Consider the following 18,338-nt stretch of genomic DNA (forward strand, 5'->3'; position numbering starts at 1 on the left):
AAACTAAATACATCACAATAGCACTGTTTTATAACTATAGAATGTTTTTTATTAAAAATACAGTATCATGAGAGGTATGAAGATAATTTTAAAAGTATATTAACGCAATTAGATAAATAAGCGATCATTCTGTAGGGTATTCAATTTGTTTTATAGTTATTTTCCTGACTTTATTGCCCATTTTAAAATCAATAATGTCATCAAGTCTCTTACCTACAAGTGATCTCGCTATAGGAGCTGTAAAAGCAATTTTTTGTTTGGTTACATTTGCTTCGTCTACGCCTACAATTTGTATAGTAACAGGTTTTTTTAATCCTTCTATAATGTATGTTACAATTGCTCCAAAGCGTATTTCTCCAATATCTTTAATTTTATCAAGGGTACGGGCAGTATTTATGCGCTCTATCAAAAGATTACGCTTTCCATTCAAAACGGCGAGGGCACGTCGTCTCTCACGATCATCAGTTTCGGCTAGGTTTCCAATTTGATGGTCTAATTTTTTTAATTCATTTTTTAGTTCCAGTAAACCAACTGATGTAACATAATTTGTAGTTCCAGCCGGCAAAGCTGCTCTAGGTGGTATAATAGGCGTTTCCTCTTGATCATCTTCTTTTACAAATCCTCTACTCATAATCTTTATTTTTCTAGCATACACTTTATTGAATGGTTTGCCCAGCTTGTAATGCGCTTTCCAAAACATTCTAAAATAGCATCCACTCCTATAACACTTCCTTTAGAGAGCCTTCCTAACACAGCTAGCGGCACAAAACTTTTATCTTCAGGAACTTCAACATAGCCATAATCATCAGTTCTTATACCCAGATCAGTGTGTTTAGGTTCTATCATTTTATCTTTTAGAAGATTCTGAATAAGAGTTGTATTTACTTTTACTAATTCTGGAGCGTCTAACACGGCATTAATCATGGTATGTACGTCTAATTCTTGCTCCTCAAGTTTTAGTTTCCAACCCTCATTATGTAAGTTTATGTCTGGATCCTTAAGGACACTAAGGTCTAAGTATCCTGCTTTTGTGAGTGCAATAAGCTGCTGTATACTTTCTACTGGAGGTCCATATGTATATCTTTTTGAGGCCTCATCCAGTGCAATTACCTCTGCGACTACAGCGTCTGGGAGTTCAGGATAAGAAAACTCTGAATATATTGTAGGCTGGCAATGTCTCCACACTTGACCAATGCAATAGTCTAATGTTATTTGTACCTCTCCTATGGCCATTCCTACCTGATCTTGCATCATTTCGAGAGTGGGTAATTTATGGGATAGAAGTAAAGGGTGGTCTATTTCTTTGTTACTTATATAATTGATTGCTAGATAATACAGTTCTGATGAGGTATAGTCATGCTCAATAGCCTTACTTCCTAAACTGAGAAAGATAGGCACCACTACTTCTGCCATGCTTTCTAAGAGAAAATAGTGATGTTTTGCAGTATGTTCACCACATGCACCTTGGTTTACCGCTTTTGCAAAAGCAGACAATGCATCTTCACTAGGAGCAAATAGGTCATCTACAGTTTTATTGAGTGGTTTAGGTACCATAGGCAGTCCATCTAAAGAAAAAGGAACAAATTTCTCTGGATGTTTTTCTGATGGTTTAAATGCGACCTCTCTGGTGTGTTCATTTAAAATTTCGAAATGCGCTCCTTTCTTTATGGTGAGTGCTCGTAGAAGATCAATGGTTGCCAGACCGAAACCTCTAAAGCCAACAACCGTAGTTTTATCAATGGTGGCTTGTAATATTTTTTCTACTGGATAAGGTTCTGTAAAAGTTTGAGGCACTTTATTTTCTTTTGCGTGCTCTTGCCATTTTTTAAGTTGTTCCGAGAGTTCGGTATCTTGATGTCCTACGGTCAGGACGATTTCATCTATACCTTTAATAGACTGTTGTTTAGTGATAATCTCAAAGTGTGGTGGTATATACTTTATATCAACCACTTTTTCCTTTATGACTAATAACAGTCCAAAGCCTTGCAAAGCTTTTACGATAGTTTCAAACCTAGCATTGAGGTAAGTACCCATTTTTGCTCTAGGAGGAAACGTATCTGGAGTATTATCAGTAATGGTATCTTTCTCTTTTTCTATCCAATCGCTATATGAGGGAAAACCTGGTATAATAGAAGTTCCAAATTGTATTTCAGGTCGGCCCTTCAAACCTTGCAAACCTCGCTCCGTAATGTTAAGCCAGTTTGTTGTGACTTGTTCGGGGTTCCAAACCCAGCCGGCGCCTGGATATGCAAAGGGTTCAAAGAGCGTAACTTTTACTTCTTTATTACTTTCAGAATTAAATAAAGCGAGATACAAACTTTCTAAAGCATAAAGTCCTCTAGGTCCACCGCCTATAATTGCATAATTTCTCATAAATTGTATTGTATTACAAAACTATAGGTTGACTCCCAAACAGCGTTGTCCTTTATGATAGCGTTGGGATAAATTGGGTTCACAAATTGATTTAGGAACGCAATTGTAATTTGATAAAACACCAAAATAAAATAGCGTACAGGTATTAATGCTGTACGCTATTAAATTACATTTACACTTGTAAAGTGACTGTTAAAATTCTAGATCTGCAATAAGATCAAATTCATCATAAATAGCTTTATCTTTTAAGTTGTCAAAAAAGCTAGTAGAACCGTAACGTACATCATACTTAGAGCGATCCACTTTTAAAGTTGCATTTGCTTTATTACCATAAATGGACACAACAAGTGTTACAGGGTTTGTTTTTCCTTTAATTGTTAAATTACCAACTACATCATAAGAATTCTTACCAGTAGGAGTTACTTTGGTAAAGTTGAGAGTTGCTGTTGGGAAAGTAGCAACTCCAAAAAAGTCATCAGACTTTAAATGCCCTTCTAGTTGCCCTTTTGACTCTCCTTCTAAATCTGTGCTCACAATTGTATTCATGGCAATGGTAAAGTTACCTCCGGTTAGCACATCTTCATTAAATTCTAGATGCCCAGAAGTAAGGTCAATTGTACCTTGGTGTGATCCAGTTACTTTGTAACCTTTCCAAGTTACTTTACTTTCTGATAATTTGATTGCTTTTTTTTCTGAGTTCATAGTGTTGAAGGATAAATTAAGTAGCGCTGTTACTAGTAACAGTACACTGGTTTTGATTACATTTTTCATTTTCTTCTAATTTGATTAACGGTATACAAAGGTCTGTAAGTGGTGACCTCTAGAAAATGAATTAGATTATGAAATCATGTTAAGCTAGATTAACATCTAGTGATCCCTCAACAATTGGCTTTTTATCTTACTTAAAAATTCTTTTGTAATTCCGAGATATGAGGCGATCATATACTGGGGTACTCGATTTTCAATTTCTGGATAGGTATTTTTAAAAATAAGATACCTTTCTTTTGCAGAGAGACTAAAATTACGAATGAGTCTTTTTTGAGAAGCTACAAATGCACGCTCAGATATTTTTCTAAAAAGCCTATCAATTTTGGGTATCTCATCATACAATTCTTGAAGCACATCGTACGTAAATTGTATTAATACCGTATTTTCAATACACTGTACATTAAAATCTGCTGGGGTTTGTGTTATAAAACTACCTAAGTCTGAGGTCCACCAATCTTCAATAGAAATTAGAATGATGTGTTCTTGTCCCTCCTTATCTGCATAAAATGTTTTAGTGCATCCAGAAATAATGAAATTTGCCGTTGTACAAACGTTTCCTTGCTGAACAATATATTGATCTTTAAGATAACGGCGAGCCTGTACTTTTTTAATAAGTAGCTCCTCCTCAGCATTAGATAAATCAATATATCTACGGATATAGTTTAAAAGGCTTGAATAATCTTCAGTCATAGCAAATACTCGAAGATAAAAAACATTTTATTACAAAATCTTGCAATTATTTAAGAGAGTTATCTTTTCAAGCGCTAAGAAAGGATACACATGCAGGTTAATAGGATACTTTTCATAAAATACTTTTCCATTAACATTAGTCAAAAGCCTTTTAAAAATGAAGTATTGCGCTGTTTTCAAGGTTAATGCATGGTTAATGATACAAAGATGTTATGTGTAAACTAGGTTTGCTACTACTTTTACAAAACCTAATAATCACATAACTTGCTTAGTTGTACTTTACTAATCTGATAAACAATAAATATATGCTTTTTGCTTTCGCGAAAGCGTACAAACATTAAAGTTAAACATCTGTAATGAAAAGTAAATTCACTCTTTTAATACTCATTTCTGCACTCGCATTACTTGCATTGTGTGGTATACAAGCGTATTTGATAGCAAATACTTATGAGCTAAAAAAAGAGGCGTTTATGAATGAAGCCGATGATGCCGTCTCAGAAATTTCAAATAATCGTGTGCTAGATTCAATTTATGATATTTTAATAGAAGATAATTTAGAAAATCATTTAGCAGATTATTTAAATAACCGTATTACTAAACGCCAGGCTGTTGATCGCTTTTTTAGAACGGCAGATGAATTTAACAAGAAATACCTACCTGTTTACAAAGAGCAAGTAGCAAACTTAAATTTAGGGTATGAGATTGTATTTCAGTATGATCTACTTAGTATAGGTATCATTGATTATCCGGAGGTCGATACATTGTTTATCAAAGAAAATGGGATGCGAAGTAAGATTTTTGGGTCTAATTTTAGACCAGGAGAGGTTAGAGTCATCAACACCTCACGTACGTATGATACCAACCAATATATAGAGCAAAGAGGAGACACTATTGTGACAAGTTCTTATGATTTTGAGGTACGTACCCAGCAACGTATTCAAGTTCCACATTGGAAAGCCATAGTATTAAAACGTATGTGGGTGCTTATTGTTGGGAGTATTATTCTCTTTCTATTTGTCATAGGACTGCTCTATTATTCTATAAAAAACCTAATCACTCAAAAGAATATTGCAGTAGTAAAAACAGATTTCATTAATAATGTCACACATGAACTCAAAACACCACTGGCTACTTTAAGTATTGCCACAAAAAGTTTAAGGAATGATGCGATACGCAATAATGAAGACGCTTTTGAAAATACTTTAGGAATTGTAGAACGGCAAAATAATAGGTTGCAAAAATTAATAGATCAGGTGCTTACCAATAGTCTCAAAGCAGAAGAGATACATCTACACAAAGAACAGGTTTCTGACTCTATTTTCTTTAATGACCTTATTGCAGATTTTAAGATGGCAACGCAGCATTCCTCTATTGCCATCGTGAATGGAATTTATCAACCTGAGGTATTATTAAGAGTAGATAGATTTCACCTCACTACTGCACTACTTAACATTTTAGAGAATGCTGTAAAATATGGAAAACCCTCTATTAAAATCAGTATAACATCCACTATGGAAAATGGCTGTTATGTATTAAATATTACAGATAATGGTATTGGTATCACAGAAAAGGACCAGCAAGCCATTTTTGATAAATTTTACCGAGCAAAAACTGGAAATGTCCATGATGTAAAAGGTCTAGGTCTAGGCCTGTATTTTACACACCAAATTATCACAGCTCATGGAGGGACAATTTCATTAAAAAGCAAAGAAGGAGTAGGAACCACATTTACAATAAAATTACCTGTATAATGACAAAGCATCATATTTTATTAGCCGAAGATGATTTTGATTTTGGGAGTATTCTCAAGCAGTATCTCGAGGTACATAACTTTGAAGTTACTTGGTGTGAAGATGGGGAAGCGGCTCATAACGCTTTCGCGAAAGCGTACTCAGAAAAAAATCCTTACAGTATCTGTGTGTTAGATGTTATGATGCCAAAGATGGATGGATTTACCCTAGCCGAAAAATTAATAGAGATACATCCAGAAATCCCATTTGTGTTTCTCACGGCACGCAAAATGAAGGAAGATCGTATACAGGGATTAAAATTAGGTGCAGATGATTACATCGTAAAGCCTTTTGAGGCAGATATTCTCGTATTACGTTTAAATAATATTTTGAAAAGATCCCAACGGGCAATTTTAAATAGACAAAACTCACATAAAAATGTAGAGAATAGTTGTCAAAAAATTGGAAACTATCAATTTGACTTAAAGAATCACATACTAACTATAGGTGATAAAAAGCAATCACTCACAGAGCGAGAAGCCCTATTAATTCAATTTTTCTATAAAAATAAAAATCAAATGCTCCGAAGAGAGAACATACTTACAAACATCTGGGAAAGCGACGACTTTTTCTCGGGAAGAAGTATGGATGTTTTCATCAGTCGGCTTCGGAAATATTTTAAGGAAGATCCTTCCATCTCAATTGCTAGCACGAGAGGGGTGGGGTTAACCTTTAAGATTATGGACGAATAAAATAAAACTTTATTCTGAAGTTATTTTACAACCTATATACGTAATCGATCATCACTGATTTTGATGAAGTATATAAAAATCAAAAATCGAACAGTTAATCATTTTCTCTTCATAGAGAATTAAAATTAAAAATTATGAAAACACTTAGGAATATACTTGTACTTGCTGTATTGGGAATAACAACGACGGGCATTGCTCAAACACTACCTCCCACACCTCCAGCAAAACCTGCGCGACCAGCAAGAGCCGCAGCGCCAGCCACACCTGTAAACGTGTATGAAGATGCCTCTACAAGAGTTACCACAAACTCTTCAAATAGATCTGTGATTACTCAAACTGGGAATAAAGGGGGTAATATTTCCTTTTCTGTAAGTAGTTCAAACGATGAGTATCGTTTAAAGTCAAAATTTCCAAATAGATGTTACCCAGAAGTCAAAGAATTTTTACTTCAAGAAATGGGGACAAAAAACATGCAGAGTAGTGCAAAATCCATGGTATGGAGCCTAGAAGGAGATGATAATACGGTATATGAAATAGAATTACAGGAGCGTAAACTTGATATAGAGCTTGATAAGGAAATAGCATCTCCAGAGCTTATTTCAAAGTTTGAAGACATGGGGATTATATTACGAACCCTTATATCTGGAGGTAGTGAGCGACAAGAAGTAGCACGTTTAGAAAGAGAAGCAGATCGTGCACAAAGAGATGCAGAACGAATGCAGCGTGAAGCAGAGCGTCTTGAGGCTATGTCTGTGCGTGAAGCAGAGCGTCTTTCCCGTGAAGCTGAAAGACTCTCGCGAGAAGCTTACAAATTATCACTTATATCTAAGAGAGGAGGAGGTATAGATGGGTATGTTAGAGAGGTATTACAACATCAAAGCACTGTTTACCCTTCAAAAATTAGTAAGGGAACAGGGTGGAAGTGGCCAGCAATGCAAGAAGCTCTTTTAAATAAGTTAATGGAAGATGGTTTTTTGAAGAAAGGAGAAGAGCTCGTATTTGTAAAAGAAGACAGCGGAATGTATGTAAACGGAGATAAAATGAATCCGGCTTCTTGGTCAAGTTACAATTCACTTTTTAGAAAAAATGGTTACGCCTCCATAGATGACGTAAGTTTTTATAAAAAGGAAAATCATATTGCTGTGATTAACGCAACTTTTGATTTAGAAGATTTACATGACAATCTTGTACGTAATGGATTGTTGAAAAAGGGCAATGAACAAATCAAAGTCGATATTAATGGGAACTCAATTGTCGTAAATGGAAAAAAACTCTCAGACGCAGGTGCAGCTCGTTGGAATGCTGTTCTACACACCAATTTAGTTATTCCTGCACCAGGCAAAACGCTTATTGTGGGTAGTAATTTTATGAGTTTGGGATACTCTTTTGGGAAAAATACATTGGGGACATGGATGTCCTTAGATTAAATTTTTAATCACTGATAATAGAAAAGCCTGATCTGTTGCTTGAGCAGGCTTTTCTTTTTTAAAATGAAATAAATTACGCTTTCGCGAAAGCGGTTATTGTATTTACTCCTCTTCTTCACTGTGGCTTTCCTTTGCTAAAAGCTTAGGAGAAATCTTATAAGTAGCTGAATATGTGAGACCAGCTTGTTCTTTCTTAAAAGTAGTAAACGCTCTTTGGGACCAACTATAATCTGTAGCTTTTTTTTTATGATCTTCGTGTGTTGTATTTGCGTAAGCTTTTCCTTTAAAATATGCTTCAATAGTATAGATCCCTATTCCATAGTATTTAGCTCGACTTAAAATTTTTTCAAAATCTGTTTCTGTAAAGAGGTAGCTTTGCTCTGTATCCTTCACACCCTTAAGAGCCTTAAGGTCTTTGAATAGATATTGCTCTAAAAATTCTTCTTTTTCCATGTGGTAAAAATCGACATTCTGGATGGGTTAGTGGTAGTATAATCACCAAAGAATTTTATAGTAACAGCTTAATAATTTTTAAAAACTAATTTAACTACAAACTACCCTGAAGATTTCAGGAAAGTTACTCACTTTATGGTGAGGAAAAGTTTTTTTATCCATCAGCTTAGTTGCTTCTTGTTGAAACTTGCACCAAGCTTCTCAATTTTTTCAAGGTCAGATTCATTTTTTATATAGGCTCTAGCATCATCTAAAATTAGCAGTGCTTGTTTATTTATAATTTTAGGATATTCCTTATCTACACACTCTGTGTCTTTTAAGTAATGTAGAGAAATGAGCATTTTATGCATCATCACAAAATCTGCTTTACAATACTGTCGCAAACTTGCAAAAATGAAATAAAGTAGCTGCTCAAAGTTGACAGTGTTAAGAGAGACTACAGGTTCTTTAGTAGCATCTAAAATGTAGCTTGTATCTCTTTTAAGCATTCTAAGAGAAAATAATTCTGTCAAGTAATCTAAGCATGTAATGGCAGTTCCAGGGTCGTTAATCCCTGGGCTCATTGCTTTTACAGCAATTTCAGTGAGTTGTTTAAAACCCAAGACATAATTGAGCTTCACAATCTCGCTTCTTGAAAAGCCAAAACAAGATTGCAATTTATCTTGAGCCTCATCATCTAATGCTTCACTTGATTTCACAATAGGTACGTCTGCAAGTACAAATTCTCCTTTAGCAACTAGCATTTTGAAACGTGACTTATTCTCCATTGCAAGTTTTGATAAAGATGTAAAAGCAATGTCATTAAGATGTCCTGAAGTCTTGCTATTGTATTCATTCCAATCGGATGTATTTTCAAAAACCTTATCATGATTACCACTTTCTTCTTTATCGATGAGTGTCTTTAAGCGTACAGATGCTACAGAGAAGATCCTATCTGTAATATTATTAATTTGTATAGCTTGAGAAATACTATGTATAAAATAAATAAATGCACCTAACACGTGAATTCCTAAAATAATTCCCACCAACACAGCAAAACCAGGTAATTGATATTTGTTATCTGTAGGCTCAATACTGAGTAAAATAATAATACAATAAATAATGACCGCTATATAAAAACCAAGAACGTATTGATGTTTTTTGTTTGAGATGAGACCAGGTAAAATACGAGGTGAGTAGTTGCTGGACGCTTGATTAAGTAAAAGCATTACCATAGAGAAAGAAAACACCATAAGGGATATTATCCCTCCTATAAAGGTACTCAGTAGCGTACGAGCTGTTTCTGCGTCATTAATAACGAGCCAGGGTGTATTCTCAATAAGATTTTTTGAAACACCTCTGTCTTCTGCATAAAGCATAAGTAAGGCAAATAATAATCCAAAGATTGCAATCAAGCTTGGAAAAAATGCAATATTCCCTGTGACCTGACTATACAGCATTTTAAGTTTGGTGTAGAGCTTATTCATAGACACAATTTCCGTAAAATAGTTTGTCTTCTCTTACTTTTTAGATATTCATTAACAAGATTTCAAAAAGAGATTTTTTTTATTCGCTTTCGCGAAAGCGGTGTTTCAAATAGGCCTCTATGTCCTAAAAGACACGTACATTTAATTACAAAATCTAGACGTTTATGAAAAGTTTTTTTTTAAATGTGAGAGAAATAAAATCCAATCTTTATTATTGTACGTATAACCAATAAACCAAATTTTAATTATGGACAACGAAAAGAACAATAACGGTATTAAAATTATCGCAGGAATTCTAGCAGTACTTCTAGTAGTTGCTGGAGCATTTGCTGTAAAATTGTACAATCAAGAAAAAGACACCCGATCACAACTTACTAAAGAAAAGAACGTAGTGCTCTCAGATCTTAAAGAAATGGTTAATAAGTATGATGTAGTCATAGAAGAGAACAATCTCAAGGACACTGAGCTTAATGATGCACGTGATAAAATACAATCTCTCATAGGGGACATCGAAGCAAAAGATGCTACTATAGCTAGTCTAGGAAGATATCGTGCAGAGGTTTTTAAACTACGTAATGAGCGTGACTTCTTATTTGCCCAAAACGACTCTTTACGTGGTAGTAATGAAATGCTTGCTATGCGTGTGGATAGTACAACCTATGAATTAGAAGTACAACGTGGTCTTGGAGACTCTCTATACCTTGAAAACACAAAACTTTTTGAGCGCGTGGCTATAGGAGCTGCACTTGCAGCAAATAAATTGCGAGCAGTTGGAGTGATAGAACGTTCTTCTGGAAAACTTGTAGAAAACTCAAACAATAGACGTATAGATAAAGTGAGAGCCTGTTATACAGTACCTCAAAACAGACTTGCAGAAGCTGGTGATAGAGAGCTATATGTTCAAGTAATTGATCCTTCTGGAAAAACTTTAGGAAGTGCAGAGACCGTTGCATTTGATGGAGAAATGATTACTTACAGTACGATATCAAAGTTTTACTATGAAAATGCTGCACTAGATATTTGTGAAAATATAGCCCCATCAGGTAAAGAATTTGCAGAAGGGAAATATGAAGTAAAGATTTATGATGAAGCAAAATTAATTGCTCAGACATCTTTTACAATGAAGTAAGATTTGTTTTAATAAAGTAAAAAATCCGCAGTACAATTGCTACTGCGGATTTTTTTATTTTAGATTGAAAATAGCCAAAAAAGATAAGAGGCTAATGTTAGTTTATATTTTAAAGCATATTTGAATTTATTCTCTTAATTCATTTCAGGATACCAATCTAGTTGAACCACTTCAATAAATTCATTATTATCATTTATGAGCTTTGCAAATTTTTCAACATCACTCAATCCATTTTTCCCTCTATAATGGTAAGGGTATACCTTTGTTGGCGCAAAATCTAGAACTGCGCTTGCAGCATTCTCTACGGTCATTGTATATGGTAAGTTCATACAAACAAAAGCAACATCTATATCTTTTAAATTACGCATTTCTGGAATATCCTCCGTATCGCCAGAAAAATAAATACGCTTTCCAGCCTTTTCAATTACATATCCGTTACCGCGACCCTTGGGGTGTTTATCAAGGTCTTCTTTACGTAAATTATACATAGGTATGGCATTTATGGTAAACCCCGCTACGTCTGCACTATTCCCATTATCTAGAATCACAATATTTTTTTTTAGATTTTCAGGTAACTTTAAAGCAACCGCTTGAGGCACTATAAACTTAGCTCCATTTGTGTTCATACCTTCTAATGTTTCAACATTCAGATGATCACCATGAATATCTGTGATTAAAACAACATCTGGTGAATTGTATTTTTCATAGATACTACCCCCACCTACTGGATCTACATACATGGTTGTCCCGTCCCAACTTAAAATGGTTGAGGCGTGAGAAATGGGCGTGATGTCAAAATTTTTACTGTCTGAAGTAGATAAATTTTCTTCCTTTACGGTTTTCTCAGCAACGATCTCATCGTTTTTTGTCGTCTTTTCTTTACAGCTTGTAAAAGCTAGGGTTGTGACAGCTATCACAGCAAGTGTAATCTTTTTCATAACGGTATTTTTTAATTTAAACATTGTAGGATATCAAAATGATTTTTTTAAATTTTCAGAGCAATATCGTTACGAAGTTATAGCATCACTTATAGATTCAAGAACTGGTTATCAAAATCTTAACGGTATTTATAGTTTTAAAAAACTAATTCCATTTTTATGTTTGCTCTCTCATAACTGGCATTAGCTTCAACTGGTATTTCTTTAAATCCATATTTTTTATAAATGTGGATAGCATTTTCTAAAACTGTATTGGAGTAGAGTATAAGGGAAGGTTTTTCATGTGTTCTAGCAAATGAAATACAATGCTCCATTAAGTGCTTGCCAATGCCTCTACCTCTTGATTCTGGAAGAACCGCCATTTTAGTCAACTCAAAAATATCCTCTTGAGAAGTGGGCATTAAAGCTACTGTACCAAGTATTTTATTATCTTCTTTTGCAAAGAAAATAAATCCTCCTTTGTGGATGATATAGTGCTCAGGATCACTTAAAACAGCTAGGTCATAAGGTTCTACATAAAAGTAGGTCTCAAGCCATTCTATATTGAGTTTCTTGAAATCTTTTGCGTACTGAGAGTTATATGATATTATTTCCATCATTGTTTTGTATAAAATCTGTAACTAAGTAAGTCAGTGCTTTTCCTACCTGCTGAGAGTTTGCTAGTGAAGGTGCAGCTTCACATATATGAAAATAGCGACAATATCTAGACGCTGAAAGTAATTTTACAAACGATCTAGTTGTGTTAAGGGAAAACCCGCTTGGACTCATTGCACTACTGGGAAAACTTGCTATACTGTCACAATCAAGTTCTAACCCAAAAGATTCATCAATTATAGTATTTATAAAATCGCTAAATGCTTCTAATTGTGCATTGGGGAAAAGCATATCCTCCATAAACTTGTATGTGATAGTATGACCATGTTTTTTATTATGTTCCTCTATAAAATTGAATACGTACTGTGGAGTATAATTTTTATGCAGCCCAAAGACTCCATATTTATTTAAATATGGTCCTTCTTTATCATTTAAGGCATATGAAAATCCATTACCGCTATGTCTATAATCTGTAAGCCTTAAGTCTGTATGTGCATCTATATTCACACAATTAAGAGCTTGCCCTAAAGCATTTGTCGCACCTTTTAAATTTCCATAAGCATTATTGTGACCACCTCCTATAACAATAGGTATTTTACCAGCTTCTATGATGCGCTGTACCACAATAGCCACTTTATTATCTATTCTTTTTACAATAGCACCTAATATATTTCTGTCAGTTTTTTCATTGATTTCTTCATCTGGTGAAACTGTGATTTTCCCTAAAAGTATAACATTAGATTCCTTGTTATAGGAGTTTACTTGAATGTTGCAAAATGAATTTAAGAAAACATTCCAAGCGTTACTAGCACCAGATTTTCCATAATTTGCTTGTACTCCAATGTCTTCACAAATACCAAAAATCACAAACTTTTGTGTAAGTTCAGAAAGAGAATCAAGGCTGTCGCAAAGAGTAATTTTTTCACCAAGTTTTGTTTCGCTTTCGCGAAAGCGTATCAAGGATTCTAGTTCTTCTTTTTGCTGTAATTGTAATTGGATCATACATTCAAAAATTTATTGTGTAACAAAGAGACACGTTTTATGAATATTCTTAATAGCCGAAGACTCCCTAGGGTACATAGACCATTTCCATTCAAAAATAATCACTACTGTTTTTTTGTTTTACATCAAAATTAGATCAAATCATAAAACCTCTCCGTTTACGATCAGAGTTTCTATTTGGCTTTCGCCAAAATGATATGGTATTGCTTTGTATGAATTAAGAGGTTTTGTAATAATTAAATTTGCTTTTTTCCCCTTAGTAATACTACCTGTTTCATTGGCAACATCCATAGAGAAGGCTCCATTGATCGTAGCAGCAATTATTGCCTCTGCTGGTGTCATTTTTAAATTGATGCACGCTTGAGAAACTACAAAATTCATTGACAAGCTTGGGGAAGTGCCAGGGTTATAATCGGTTGCAATAGCAATAGGTAATCCTGCACTAATGATACGTCTTGCAGGAGTATAGGGTATATTTATAAAAAATGAACACCCAGGTAGTGCTACAGGAATGGTTGTAGATCCTTGAAGAGCTTTAATATCTTGATCCGTAAGTTCCTCTAAGTGATCTACAGAAAGTGCATCTAGTGCTACGGCTTTCTCGATGCCTCCTATACTTGTAAATTGATTTACGTGCACTTTAGGTTTAAGACGGTACTTTATTCCTGCTGTTAAAATGGTGTCCATTTCTTGAACTGTAAAATACCCTGTCTCACAAAATATATCAACAAAATCTACAAGGGGACTGTCAGTTTCAGTACTGCTACAAAAAGAAGGTATCATCTCCTCAACAATCTCTTTTATGTATGCATCTCTATTTTCTTTGAATCGCTCGGGAATTGCATGGGCTGCAAGTAGGGTAGCTTTTATGGGTATAGCTACGTCTTTCTTAAGTCTCTGTATAACACGTAACATTTTGAGTTCTGCTTCAACAGTAAGGCCATATCCAGATTTAATTTCTATAGCTCCTGTCCCTAAAGATATTGCTTTGTGAAGTCTCTTTAAAGCATCTTTGTAAAGATCATCTTCAGACATTTCTCTCAATCTGCGGGCACTGTTTAAAATCCCTCCACCTCGACTAGCGATTTCTTGATAGGATAAACCATTAATACGATCTACAAACTCATCTTCCCGTGTAGCTGCATAGATAAGATGCGTGTGTGAATCACACCACATAGGCATAACGATTTGCCCCGTAGCATCTATAACTTCATCTGCGGCAATAGGATGTAAGTCATCCATAAGTCCATATTCATAAATGCGATCTTCCTTAATAACGAGATATGCGTTTTCTAGCATATGTAACTCGTTCATATTATCGCCTGCGACTGGTTTTTGATATTCTCCTGTCACCAATAGCTGGTGAATGTTTGTAATTAATTTCATTGCGAATAAAGGTAACAACTTTATCTCAGTCTATTTTATCAAAAAAAATAACTAGAATAACAAGTCGGTCGTTAAAATTTTGAATTTGATGATCAAAGAAAATCATTCTCAAACGGGAACGGTTTTTCGTATTTTTAAAGAATAAAAATTGAAAGAAAATGAGTACTACTTACAAAGGAATTCATACTATTTGTACGCACGCTGGTCAGCTTATAGATGAGCAGCATAAAGGGGCCGTTTCTCCCATTTATCTATCCTCGTCTTATGCTTTTATGGATGTCGATGTAAAGCGTTATCCTCGTTACTTTAATACGCCTAATCAAGAAGGGTTAAGTAAGAAAATTGCCGCTTTAGAAAAGACAGAAGCTGCAATGATTTTTGGGAGTGGTATGGCTGCGGTGAGTACTTCATTACTTTCCTTTTTACAGTCTGGAGACCATATAGTCTTACAACAAACATTGTATGGTGGAACCTATAATCTTGTTGTCGAAGAATTTGAAAAATACGGAATAAAGTATACGTTCACAGAAGATCTAAGTGAATCCGCTTTCGCGAAAGCGATAACGCCACAAACCAAGGTAATATACATAGAAACCCCATCTAATCCACTTATGAAGGTGACAGATATGTCTATGGTTACGAAGCTTGCTAAAAAACATGGTATTATAACTATGATAGATAATACATTTGCGAGTCCTATCAATCAAAATCCAGTAGATTTTGGTGTTGATGTCATTATTCATTCGGCTACTAAATATATGGGCGGACATAGCGACATTTGTGCTGGCGCAGTCGCCAGTTCTCAAGAACATATAGATAAAATCTGGCATCTAGCAAAAAACTTGGGTGGTAGTCTAAGTGATATGACCGTTTGGATGCTTGAACGTAGTATGAAAACTATGTCTTTGCGAGTAAAAGCACAAAACAAAAATGCCAAGAAAATAGCAAAGTGGCTTGAAGAAAAAGAAGAAATTTCTGTGGTTTATTATCCAGGTTTAAAATCACATAAGGATTATCATTTAGCAAAAAAACAGATGAAAGGTTTTGGCGGAATGATGTCATTCGAGCTTGCCCCTCATATAGACCCAGAGTTGTTTCAAAAAGCACTTCATCTTATAAAACCATCTATGAGTCTAGCTGGAGTGGAGAGTACGATGCTATCCCCGGCTCAAACATCTCATTTTCTTTTAGGTGAAGAAGAACGTAAAAAACAGGGTATAGCAGAGGGATTAATACGATTTTCTGTAGGCATAGAGGATAAAGAAGACCTAATGGCAGATATTGACCAAGCGCTAGAAGCAGTCATTAAAAAGACTGTTTTAGTAGCAGATTAATCTATTGATTTTTCTCCAACTCATTTTAAAAAGGTAAAAAAAATGAAACATTTTTAGCTAAACAATCAATAAACAAAATTTATGAAATTAGACATACTTGCCATAGGTGCACATCCAGATGATGTAGAATTAGGTTGCGGTGCAACCCTTGCAAAAGAAATAGCAAATGGCAAAAAAGTAGGTATACTAGACCTTACTCGTGGTGAGTTGGGTACTCGTGGAAGCGCAGCTATTAGAGATCAAGAATCTCAAGCGTCTGCAGAAATTTTAGGTGTAGCAATGCGTGAAAACCTAGCACTTGCAGATGGTTTTTTTGAGAATACTAAAGAGAATCAACTTAAAATTATTGAAGTGATTCGGAAGTATAAGCCTGATATGGTGCTTTGTAACGCAATCGAAGACAGACATATTGATCATGGAAAGGGAAGTAAATTAGCCAGCGATGCTTGTTTTTTAAGTGGTTTAGTAAAAATAGAAACATATTTAAATGGAGTATCACAAGAAAAGTGGAGGCCTAAGTTCGTCTATCATTACATACAGTGGAAGAATATTACACCCGATGTAGTAGTGGATGTGAGTGGGTTTATAGATAAGAAGTGTGAAGCTGTATTTGCCTATAGTTCGCAATTTCATGACCCAAATAATAAGGATGGGGATACGCCTATCTCAAGTAAAACATTTAAGGAAAGTATTAATTACAGGGCTCGCGATTTAGGGAGACTTATTGGTACTGAGTATGGAGAAGGATTTACTGTAGAACGTTATCCAGCAGTAGCAAGTTTATTTGATCTGATATGAGATTGAGTGAGAGTTATTTGCAAATAAAAAAGTCTTCAGATTTCTCTGAAGACTTTAGAAGGGTGGAAGACCGGTCTCGAACCGGCGACCTCTGGTACCACAAACCAGCGCTCTAACCAACTGAGCTACAACCACCATTTTGCGAGGGCAAAGATACTTAATATTGATACATACACAACATTTTAAACAAAAAAAGGAGTGAAAATTTTCACTCCTTTTTTAATTTTCTGATTTACAGTGCGTATATATATTAAAATTATTGAGCTTTATCTACCACTGGACGTTCTTTGCGATTTGCAAGTTCCCAAGCGGTTGCAAAAACTAGTTGCGCTCTCTTCTCTAAAAGGGGGTAGTTTATTTTATCTGGTGTATCGCTTATCTGGTGATAATCATCATGTACTCCATTAAAATAAAAAATGATAGGAACGTTTTTCTTAGCAAAATTGTAGTGATCAGAGCGGTAGTAAAAGCGATTAGGCTCGTTTTCTACATTGTATCTATAGTCAAGATTAATGTCAAAGTACTTTTTGTTTACAGCCGTTGAAATATTATGTAGATCTGTACTTAATTTATCAGAACCTATAAGGTATACGTAGTTATTGTCTTCTAAGTGTGCATCGTCATTACGTCCTATCATATCTATGTTGAGATCTGCAATTGTATTTTCTAGTGGATACACAGGATTTTCTGAGTAGTAAGCAGATCCATAAAGACCTTTTTCTTCTCCGGTTACATGTAGAAATAATATGGATCTTTTTGGGCCCTTTCCTTCAATTACAGCTTGTTTAAATGCTTCTGCAATCTCTAAGATGGCTACAGTTCCAGATCCATCATCATCTGCACCATTAAAAACGTTTCCTTTGCCATCCATACCTACATGATCTAAGTGAGCAGAAAGAACTAGTACTTCTTCAGGCTTTTCAGAACCTTTAATAAAAGCGAGTACATTTTCAGAATCATTTAATCCGCTTCCTTTTCTAAAAAAAGTATTAGGAACTATTTGATAGTAATCACCTTTATTACCCGGTGCAACTCCTAAATTTTTATAGTAATTTTTTAAATACTCTGCGGCTTTTTTTTGTCCGGGCTCACCTGTATTACGTCCTTCAAATTCATCACTTGCATAAATATAGAGCATGTCTTGCAGTTCGTTTGCAGTTATTGTTCCTGCATATTTGTTAACGTCTGCTTCATTACTTTCTAGTCCTGTAAGGTCAACGATGGTAGGTTTTGCAGGTTCTTGAGGGGTCACGACAGTTTTTGTTTCATTACAAGAAATAGCAATAATCCCTAGGCTTAATAGCGCAATGTATTTTTTCATATAATTATTTTGTTAAGAGGCTTAAAAGTAAGTATTTCAATACACTATAGAAAAGGCATTTGCAAAAGTTTCTAAGTGTGATTACGTATTATGTAGATTAGGATACACTTTCGCGAAAGCGTAACAAAAAACCACTCAAATTGAGTGGCTTTCTATTGGTTGGTTAGGTAATTAAAT

The 18,338-nt window shown here is 34.9% G+C and carries 17 protein-coding genes and 1 tRNA gene; 6 read left to right on the top strand and 12 right to left on the bottom strand.

Annotation, left to right across the window (positions count from 1 at the left end):
- Positions 1 to 124: 124 nt before the first annotated feature.
- From OD90_RS00620 to OD90_RS00635, 4 genes are all read right to left on the bottom strand, one after another.
- Positions 125 to 631, bottom strand: a complete 507-nt coding sequence (locus OD90_RS00620) for a GreA/GreB family elongation factor (protein WP_144665292.1) — start codon at positions 629 to 631, stop codon at positions 125 to 127.
- Positions 632 to 636: 5 nt separating this feature from the next.
- Positions 637 to 2,373, bottom strand: coding sequence for an FAD/NAD(P)-binding protein (locus OD90_RS00625; protein ID WP_144665293.1), 1,737 nt, complete (start codon positions 2,371 to 2,373; stop codon positions 637 to 639).
- Between the two features lie 192 nt (positions 2,374 to 2,565).
- Entirely contained in the window at positions 2,566 to 3,144 is a 579-nt protein-coding gene (locus OD90_RS00630) for a YceI family protein (protein ID WP_144665294.1), read from the bottom strand.
- A gap of 96 nt (positions 3,145 to 3,240) precedes the next feature.
- Positions 3,241 to 3,831, bottom strand: coding sequence for a Crp/Fnr family transcriptional regulator (locus OD90_RS00635; protein ID WP_144665295.1), 591 nt, complete (start codon positions 3,829 to 3,831; stop codon positions 3,241 to 3,243).
- Positions 3,832 to 4,187: 356 nt separating this feature from the next.
- On the opposite strand from OD90_RS00635, the gene OD90_RS00640 reads away from it, so the two are divergent.
- The 3 genes from OD90_RS00640 to OD90_RS00650 all read left to right on the top strand — a co-directional run bounded on the left by OD90_RS00640 (position 4,188) and on the right by OD90_RS00650 (position 7,740).
- Positions 4,188 to 5,582 (top strand): sensor histidine kinase, encoded by a 1,395-nt coding sequence (locus OD90_RS00640; RefSeq protein ID WP_144665296.1) that lies wholly within the window; start codon positions 4,188 to 4,190, stop codon positions 5,580 to 5,582.
- Positions 5,582 to 6,313 carry a response regulator transcription factor gene (locus OD90_RS00645; RefSeq protein WP_144665297.1) on the top strand — a complete coding sequence of 244 codons (732 nt, stop codon included), beginning with the start codon at positions 5,582 to 5,584 and terminating at the stop codon, positions 6,311 to 6,313. Before OD90_RS00640 ends, OD90_RS00645 begins: the two co-directional genes overlap by 1 nt.
- Before the next feature lie 134 nt (positions 6,314 to 6,447).
- The gene (locus OD90_RS00650; RefSeq protein WP_144665298.1) at positions 6,448 to 7,740 is read left to right on the top strand and encodes a hypothetical protein; all 1,293 of its coding nucleotides are present in this window, start codon (positions 6,448 to 6,450) and stop codon (positions 7,738 to 7,740) included.
- Between the two features lie 102 nt (positions 7,741 to 7,842).
- Here the strand turns inward: OD90_RS00650 and OD90_RS00655 are convergent, their stop codons facing one another.
- Both OD90_RS00655 and OD90_RS00660 read right to left on the bottom strand, forming a co-directional pair.
- Positions 7,843 to 8,193 (bottom strand): hypothetical protein, encoded by a 351-nt coding sequence (locus tag OD90_RS00655; RefSeq protein WP_144665299.1) that lies wholly within the window; start codon positions 8,191 to 8,193, stop codon positions 7,843 to 7,845.
- Positions 8,194 to 8,354: 161 nt separating this feature from the next.
- Positions 8,355 to 9,659, bottom strand: a complete 1,305-nt coding sequence (locus tag OD90_RS00660; protein WP_144665300.1) for a DUF2254 domain-containing protein — start codon at positions 9,657 to 9,659, stop codon at positions 8,355 to 8,357.
- A gap of 247 nt (positions 9,660 to 9,906) precedes the next feature.
- Between OD90_RS00660 and OD90_RS00665 the strand changes: the two genes are divergently transcribed.
- Entirely contained in the window at positions 9,907 to 10,788 is an 882-nt protein-coding gene (locus OD90_RS00665) for a hypothetical protein (RefSeq protein ID WP_144665301.1), read from the top strand.
- Positions 10,789 to 10,922: 134 nt separating this feature from the next.
- Here OD90_RS00665 and OD90_RS00670 read toward each other — a convergent pair whose 3' ends face one another.
- From OD90_RS00670 to hutI, 4 genes are all read right to left on the bottom strand, one after another.
- Positions 10,923 to 11,726 carry an MBL fold metallo-hydrolase gene (locus tag OD90_RS00670; RefSeq protein WP_144665302.1) on the bottom strand — a complete coding sequence of 268 codons (804 nt, stop codon included), beginning with the start codon at positions 11,724 to 11,726 and terminating at the stop codon, positions 10,923 to 10,925.
- Between the two features lie 137 nt (positions 11,727 to 11,863).
- The gene (locus OD90_RS00675) at positions 11,864 to 12,322 is read right to left on the bottom strand and encodes a GNAT family N-acetyltransferase (RefSeq protein WP_144669601.1); all 459 of its coding nucleotides are present in this window, start codon (positions 12,320 to 12,322) and stop codon (positions 11,864 to 11,866) included.
- On the bottom strand, positions 12,303 to 13,322 hold the full coding sequence (locus OD90_RS00680; protein ID WP_144665303.1) for a formimidoylglutamase: 1,020 nt from the start codon (positions 13,320 to 13,322) through the stop codon (positions 12,303 to 12,305). Before OD90_RS00680 ends, OD90_RS00675 begins: the two co-directional genes overlap by 20 nt.
- 141 nt (positions 13,323 to 13,463) lie before the next feature.
- Entirely contained in the window at positions 13,464 to 14,708 is a 1,245-nt protein-coding gene (gene hutI, locus OD90_RS00685; protein ID WP_144665304.1) for an imidazolonepropionase, read from the bottom strand.
- A gap of 158 nt (positions 14,709 to 14,866) precedes the next feature.
- On the opposite strand from hutI, the gene OD90_RS00690 reads away from it, so the two are divergent.
- Both OD90_RS00690 and bshB1 read left to right on the top strand, forming a co-directional pair.
- Entirely contained in the window at positions 14,867 to 16,042 is a 1,176-nt protein-coding gene (locus OD90_RS00690) for a trans-sulfuration enzyme family protein (RefSeq protein ID WP_144665305.1), read from the top strand.
- A gap of 81 nt (positions 16,043 to 16,123) precedes the next feature.
- On the top strand, positions 16,124 to 16,840 hold the full coding sequence (gene bshB1 / locus OD90_RS00695) for a bacillithiol biosynthesis deacetylase BshB1 (RefSeq protein ID WP_144665306.1): 717 nt from the start codon (positions 16,124 to 16,126) through the stop codon (positions 16,838 to 16,840).
- Positions 16,841 to 16,900: 60 nt separating this feature from the next.
- On the opposite strand, the gene OD90_RS00700 is transcribed toward bshB1, so the two are convergent.
- Together OD90_RS00700 and OD90_RS00705 are read right to left on the bottom strand one after the other, a co-directional pair.
- Positions 16,901 to 16,976: transfer RNA gene (locus tag OD90_RS00700), tRNA-His, on the bottom strand.
- 120 nt (positions 16,977 to 17,096) lie between these two features.
- Positions 17,097 to 18,161 (bottom strand): M28 family metallopeptidase, encoded by a 1,065-nt coding sequence (locus OD90_RS00705; RefSeq protein ID WP_144665307.1) that lies wholly within the window; start codon positions 18,159 to 18,161, stop codon positions 17,097 to 17,099.
- Positions 18,162 to 18,338 lie beyond the last annotated feature (177 nt).

This window comes from Dokdonia sp. Hel_I_53, from assembly GCF_007827465.1.
Taxonomy (GTDB): Bacteria; Bacteroidota; Bacteroidia; order Flavobacteriales; family Flavobacteriaceae; genus Dokdonia.

What these genes read in the sequence shown, in the direction of transcription:
- OD90_RS00620 (WP_144665292.1), bottom strand. Translation starts at nt 631, where the DNA reads ATGAGTAGAGGATTTGTAAAAGAAGATGATCAAGAGGAAACGCCTATT.
- OD90_RS00625 (WP_144665293.1), bottom strand. Translation starts at nt 2,373, where the DNA reads ATGAGAAATTATGCAATTATAGGCGGTGGACCTAGAGGACTTTATGCT.
- OD90_RS00630 (WP_144665294.1), bottom strand. Translation starts at nt 3,144, where the DNA reads ATGAAAAATGTAATCAAAACCAGTGTACTGTTACTAGTAACAGCGCTA.
- OD90_RS00635 (WP_144665295.1), bottom strand. Translation starts at nt 3,831, where the DNA reads ATGACTGAAGATTATTCAAGCCTTTTAAACTATATCCGTAGATATATT.
- OD90_RS00640 (WP_144665296.1), top strand. Translation starts at nt 4,188, where the DNA reads ATGAAAAGTAAATTCACTCTTTTAATACTCATTTCTGCACTCGCATTA.
- OD90_RS00645 (WP_144665297.1), top strand. Translation starts at nt 5,582, where the DNA reads ATGACAAAGCATCATATTTTATTAGCCGAAGATGATTTTGATTTTGGG.
- OD90_RS00650 (WP_144665298.1), top strand. Translation starts at nt 6,448, where the DNA reads ATGAAAACACTTAGGAATATACTTGTACTTGCTGTATTGGGAATAACA.
- OD90_RS00655 (WP_144665299.1), bottom strand. Translation starts at nt 8,193, where the DNA reads ATGGAAAAAGAAGAATTTTTAGAGCAATATCTATTCAAAGACCTTAAG.
- OD90_RS00660 (WP_144665300.1), bottom strand. Translation starts at nt 9,659, where the DNA reads ATGAATAAGCTCTACACCAAACTTAAAATGCTGTATAGTCAGGTCACA.
- OD90_RS00665 (WP_144665301.1), top strand. Translation starts at nt 9,907, where the DNA reads ATGGACAACGAAAAGAACAATAACGGTATTAAAATTATCGCAGGAATT.
- OD90_RS00670 (WP_144665302.1), bottom strand. Translation starts at nt 11,726, where the DNA reads ATGAAAAAGATTACACTTGCTGTGATAGCTGTCACAACCCTAGCTTTT.
- OD90_RS00675 (WP_144669601.1), bottom strand. Translation starts at nt 12,322, where the DNA reads ATGGAAATAATATCATATAACTCTCAGTACGCAAAAGATTTCAAGAAA.
- OD90_RS00680 (WP_144665303.1), bottom strand. Translation starts at nt 13,322, where the DNA reads ATGATCCAATTACAATTACAGCAAAAAGAAGAACTAGAATCCTTGATA.
- hutI (WP_144665304.1), bottom strand. Translation starts at nt 14,708, where the DNA reads ATGAAATTAATTACAAACATTCACCAGCTATTGGTGACAGGAGAATAT.
- OD90_RS00690 (WP_144665305.1), top strand. Translation starts at nt 14,867, where the DNA reads ATGAGTACTACTTACAAAGGAATTCATACTATTTGTACGCACGCTGGT.
- bshB1 (WP_144665306.1), top strand. Translation starts at nt 16,124, where the DNA reads ATGAAATTAGACATACTTGCCATAGGTGCACATCCAGATGATGTAGAA.
- OD90_RS00705 (WP_144665307.1), bottom strand. Translation starts at nt 18,161, where the DNA reads ATGAAAAAATACATTGCGCTATTAAGCCTAGGGATTATTGCTATTTCT.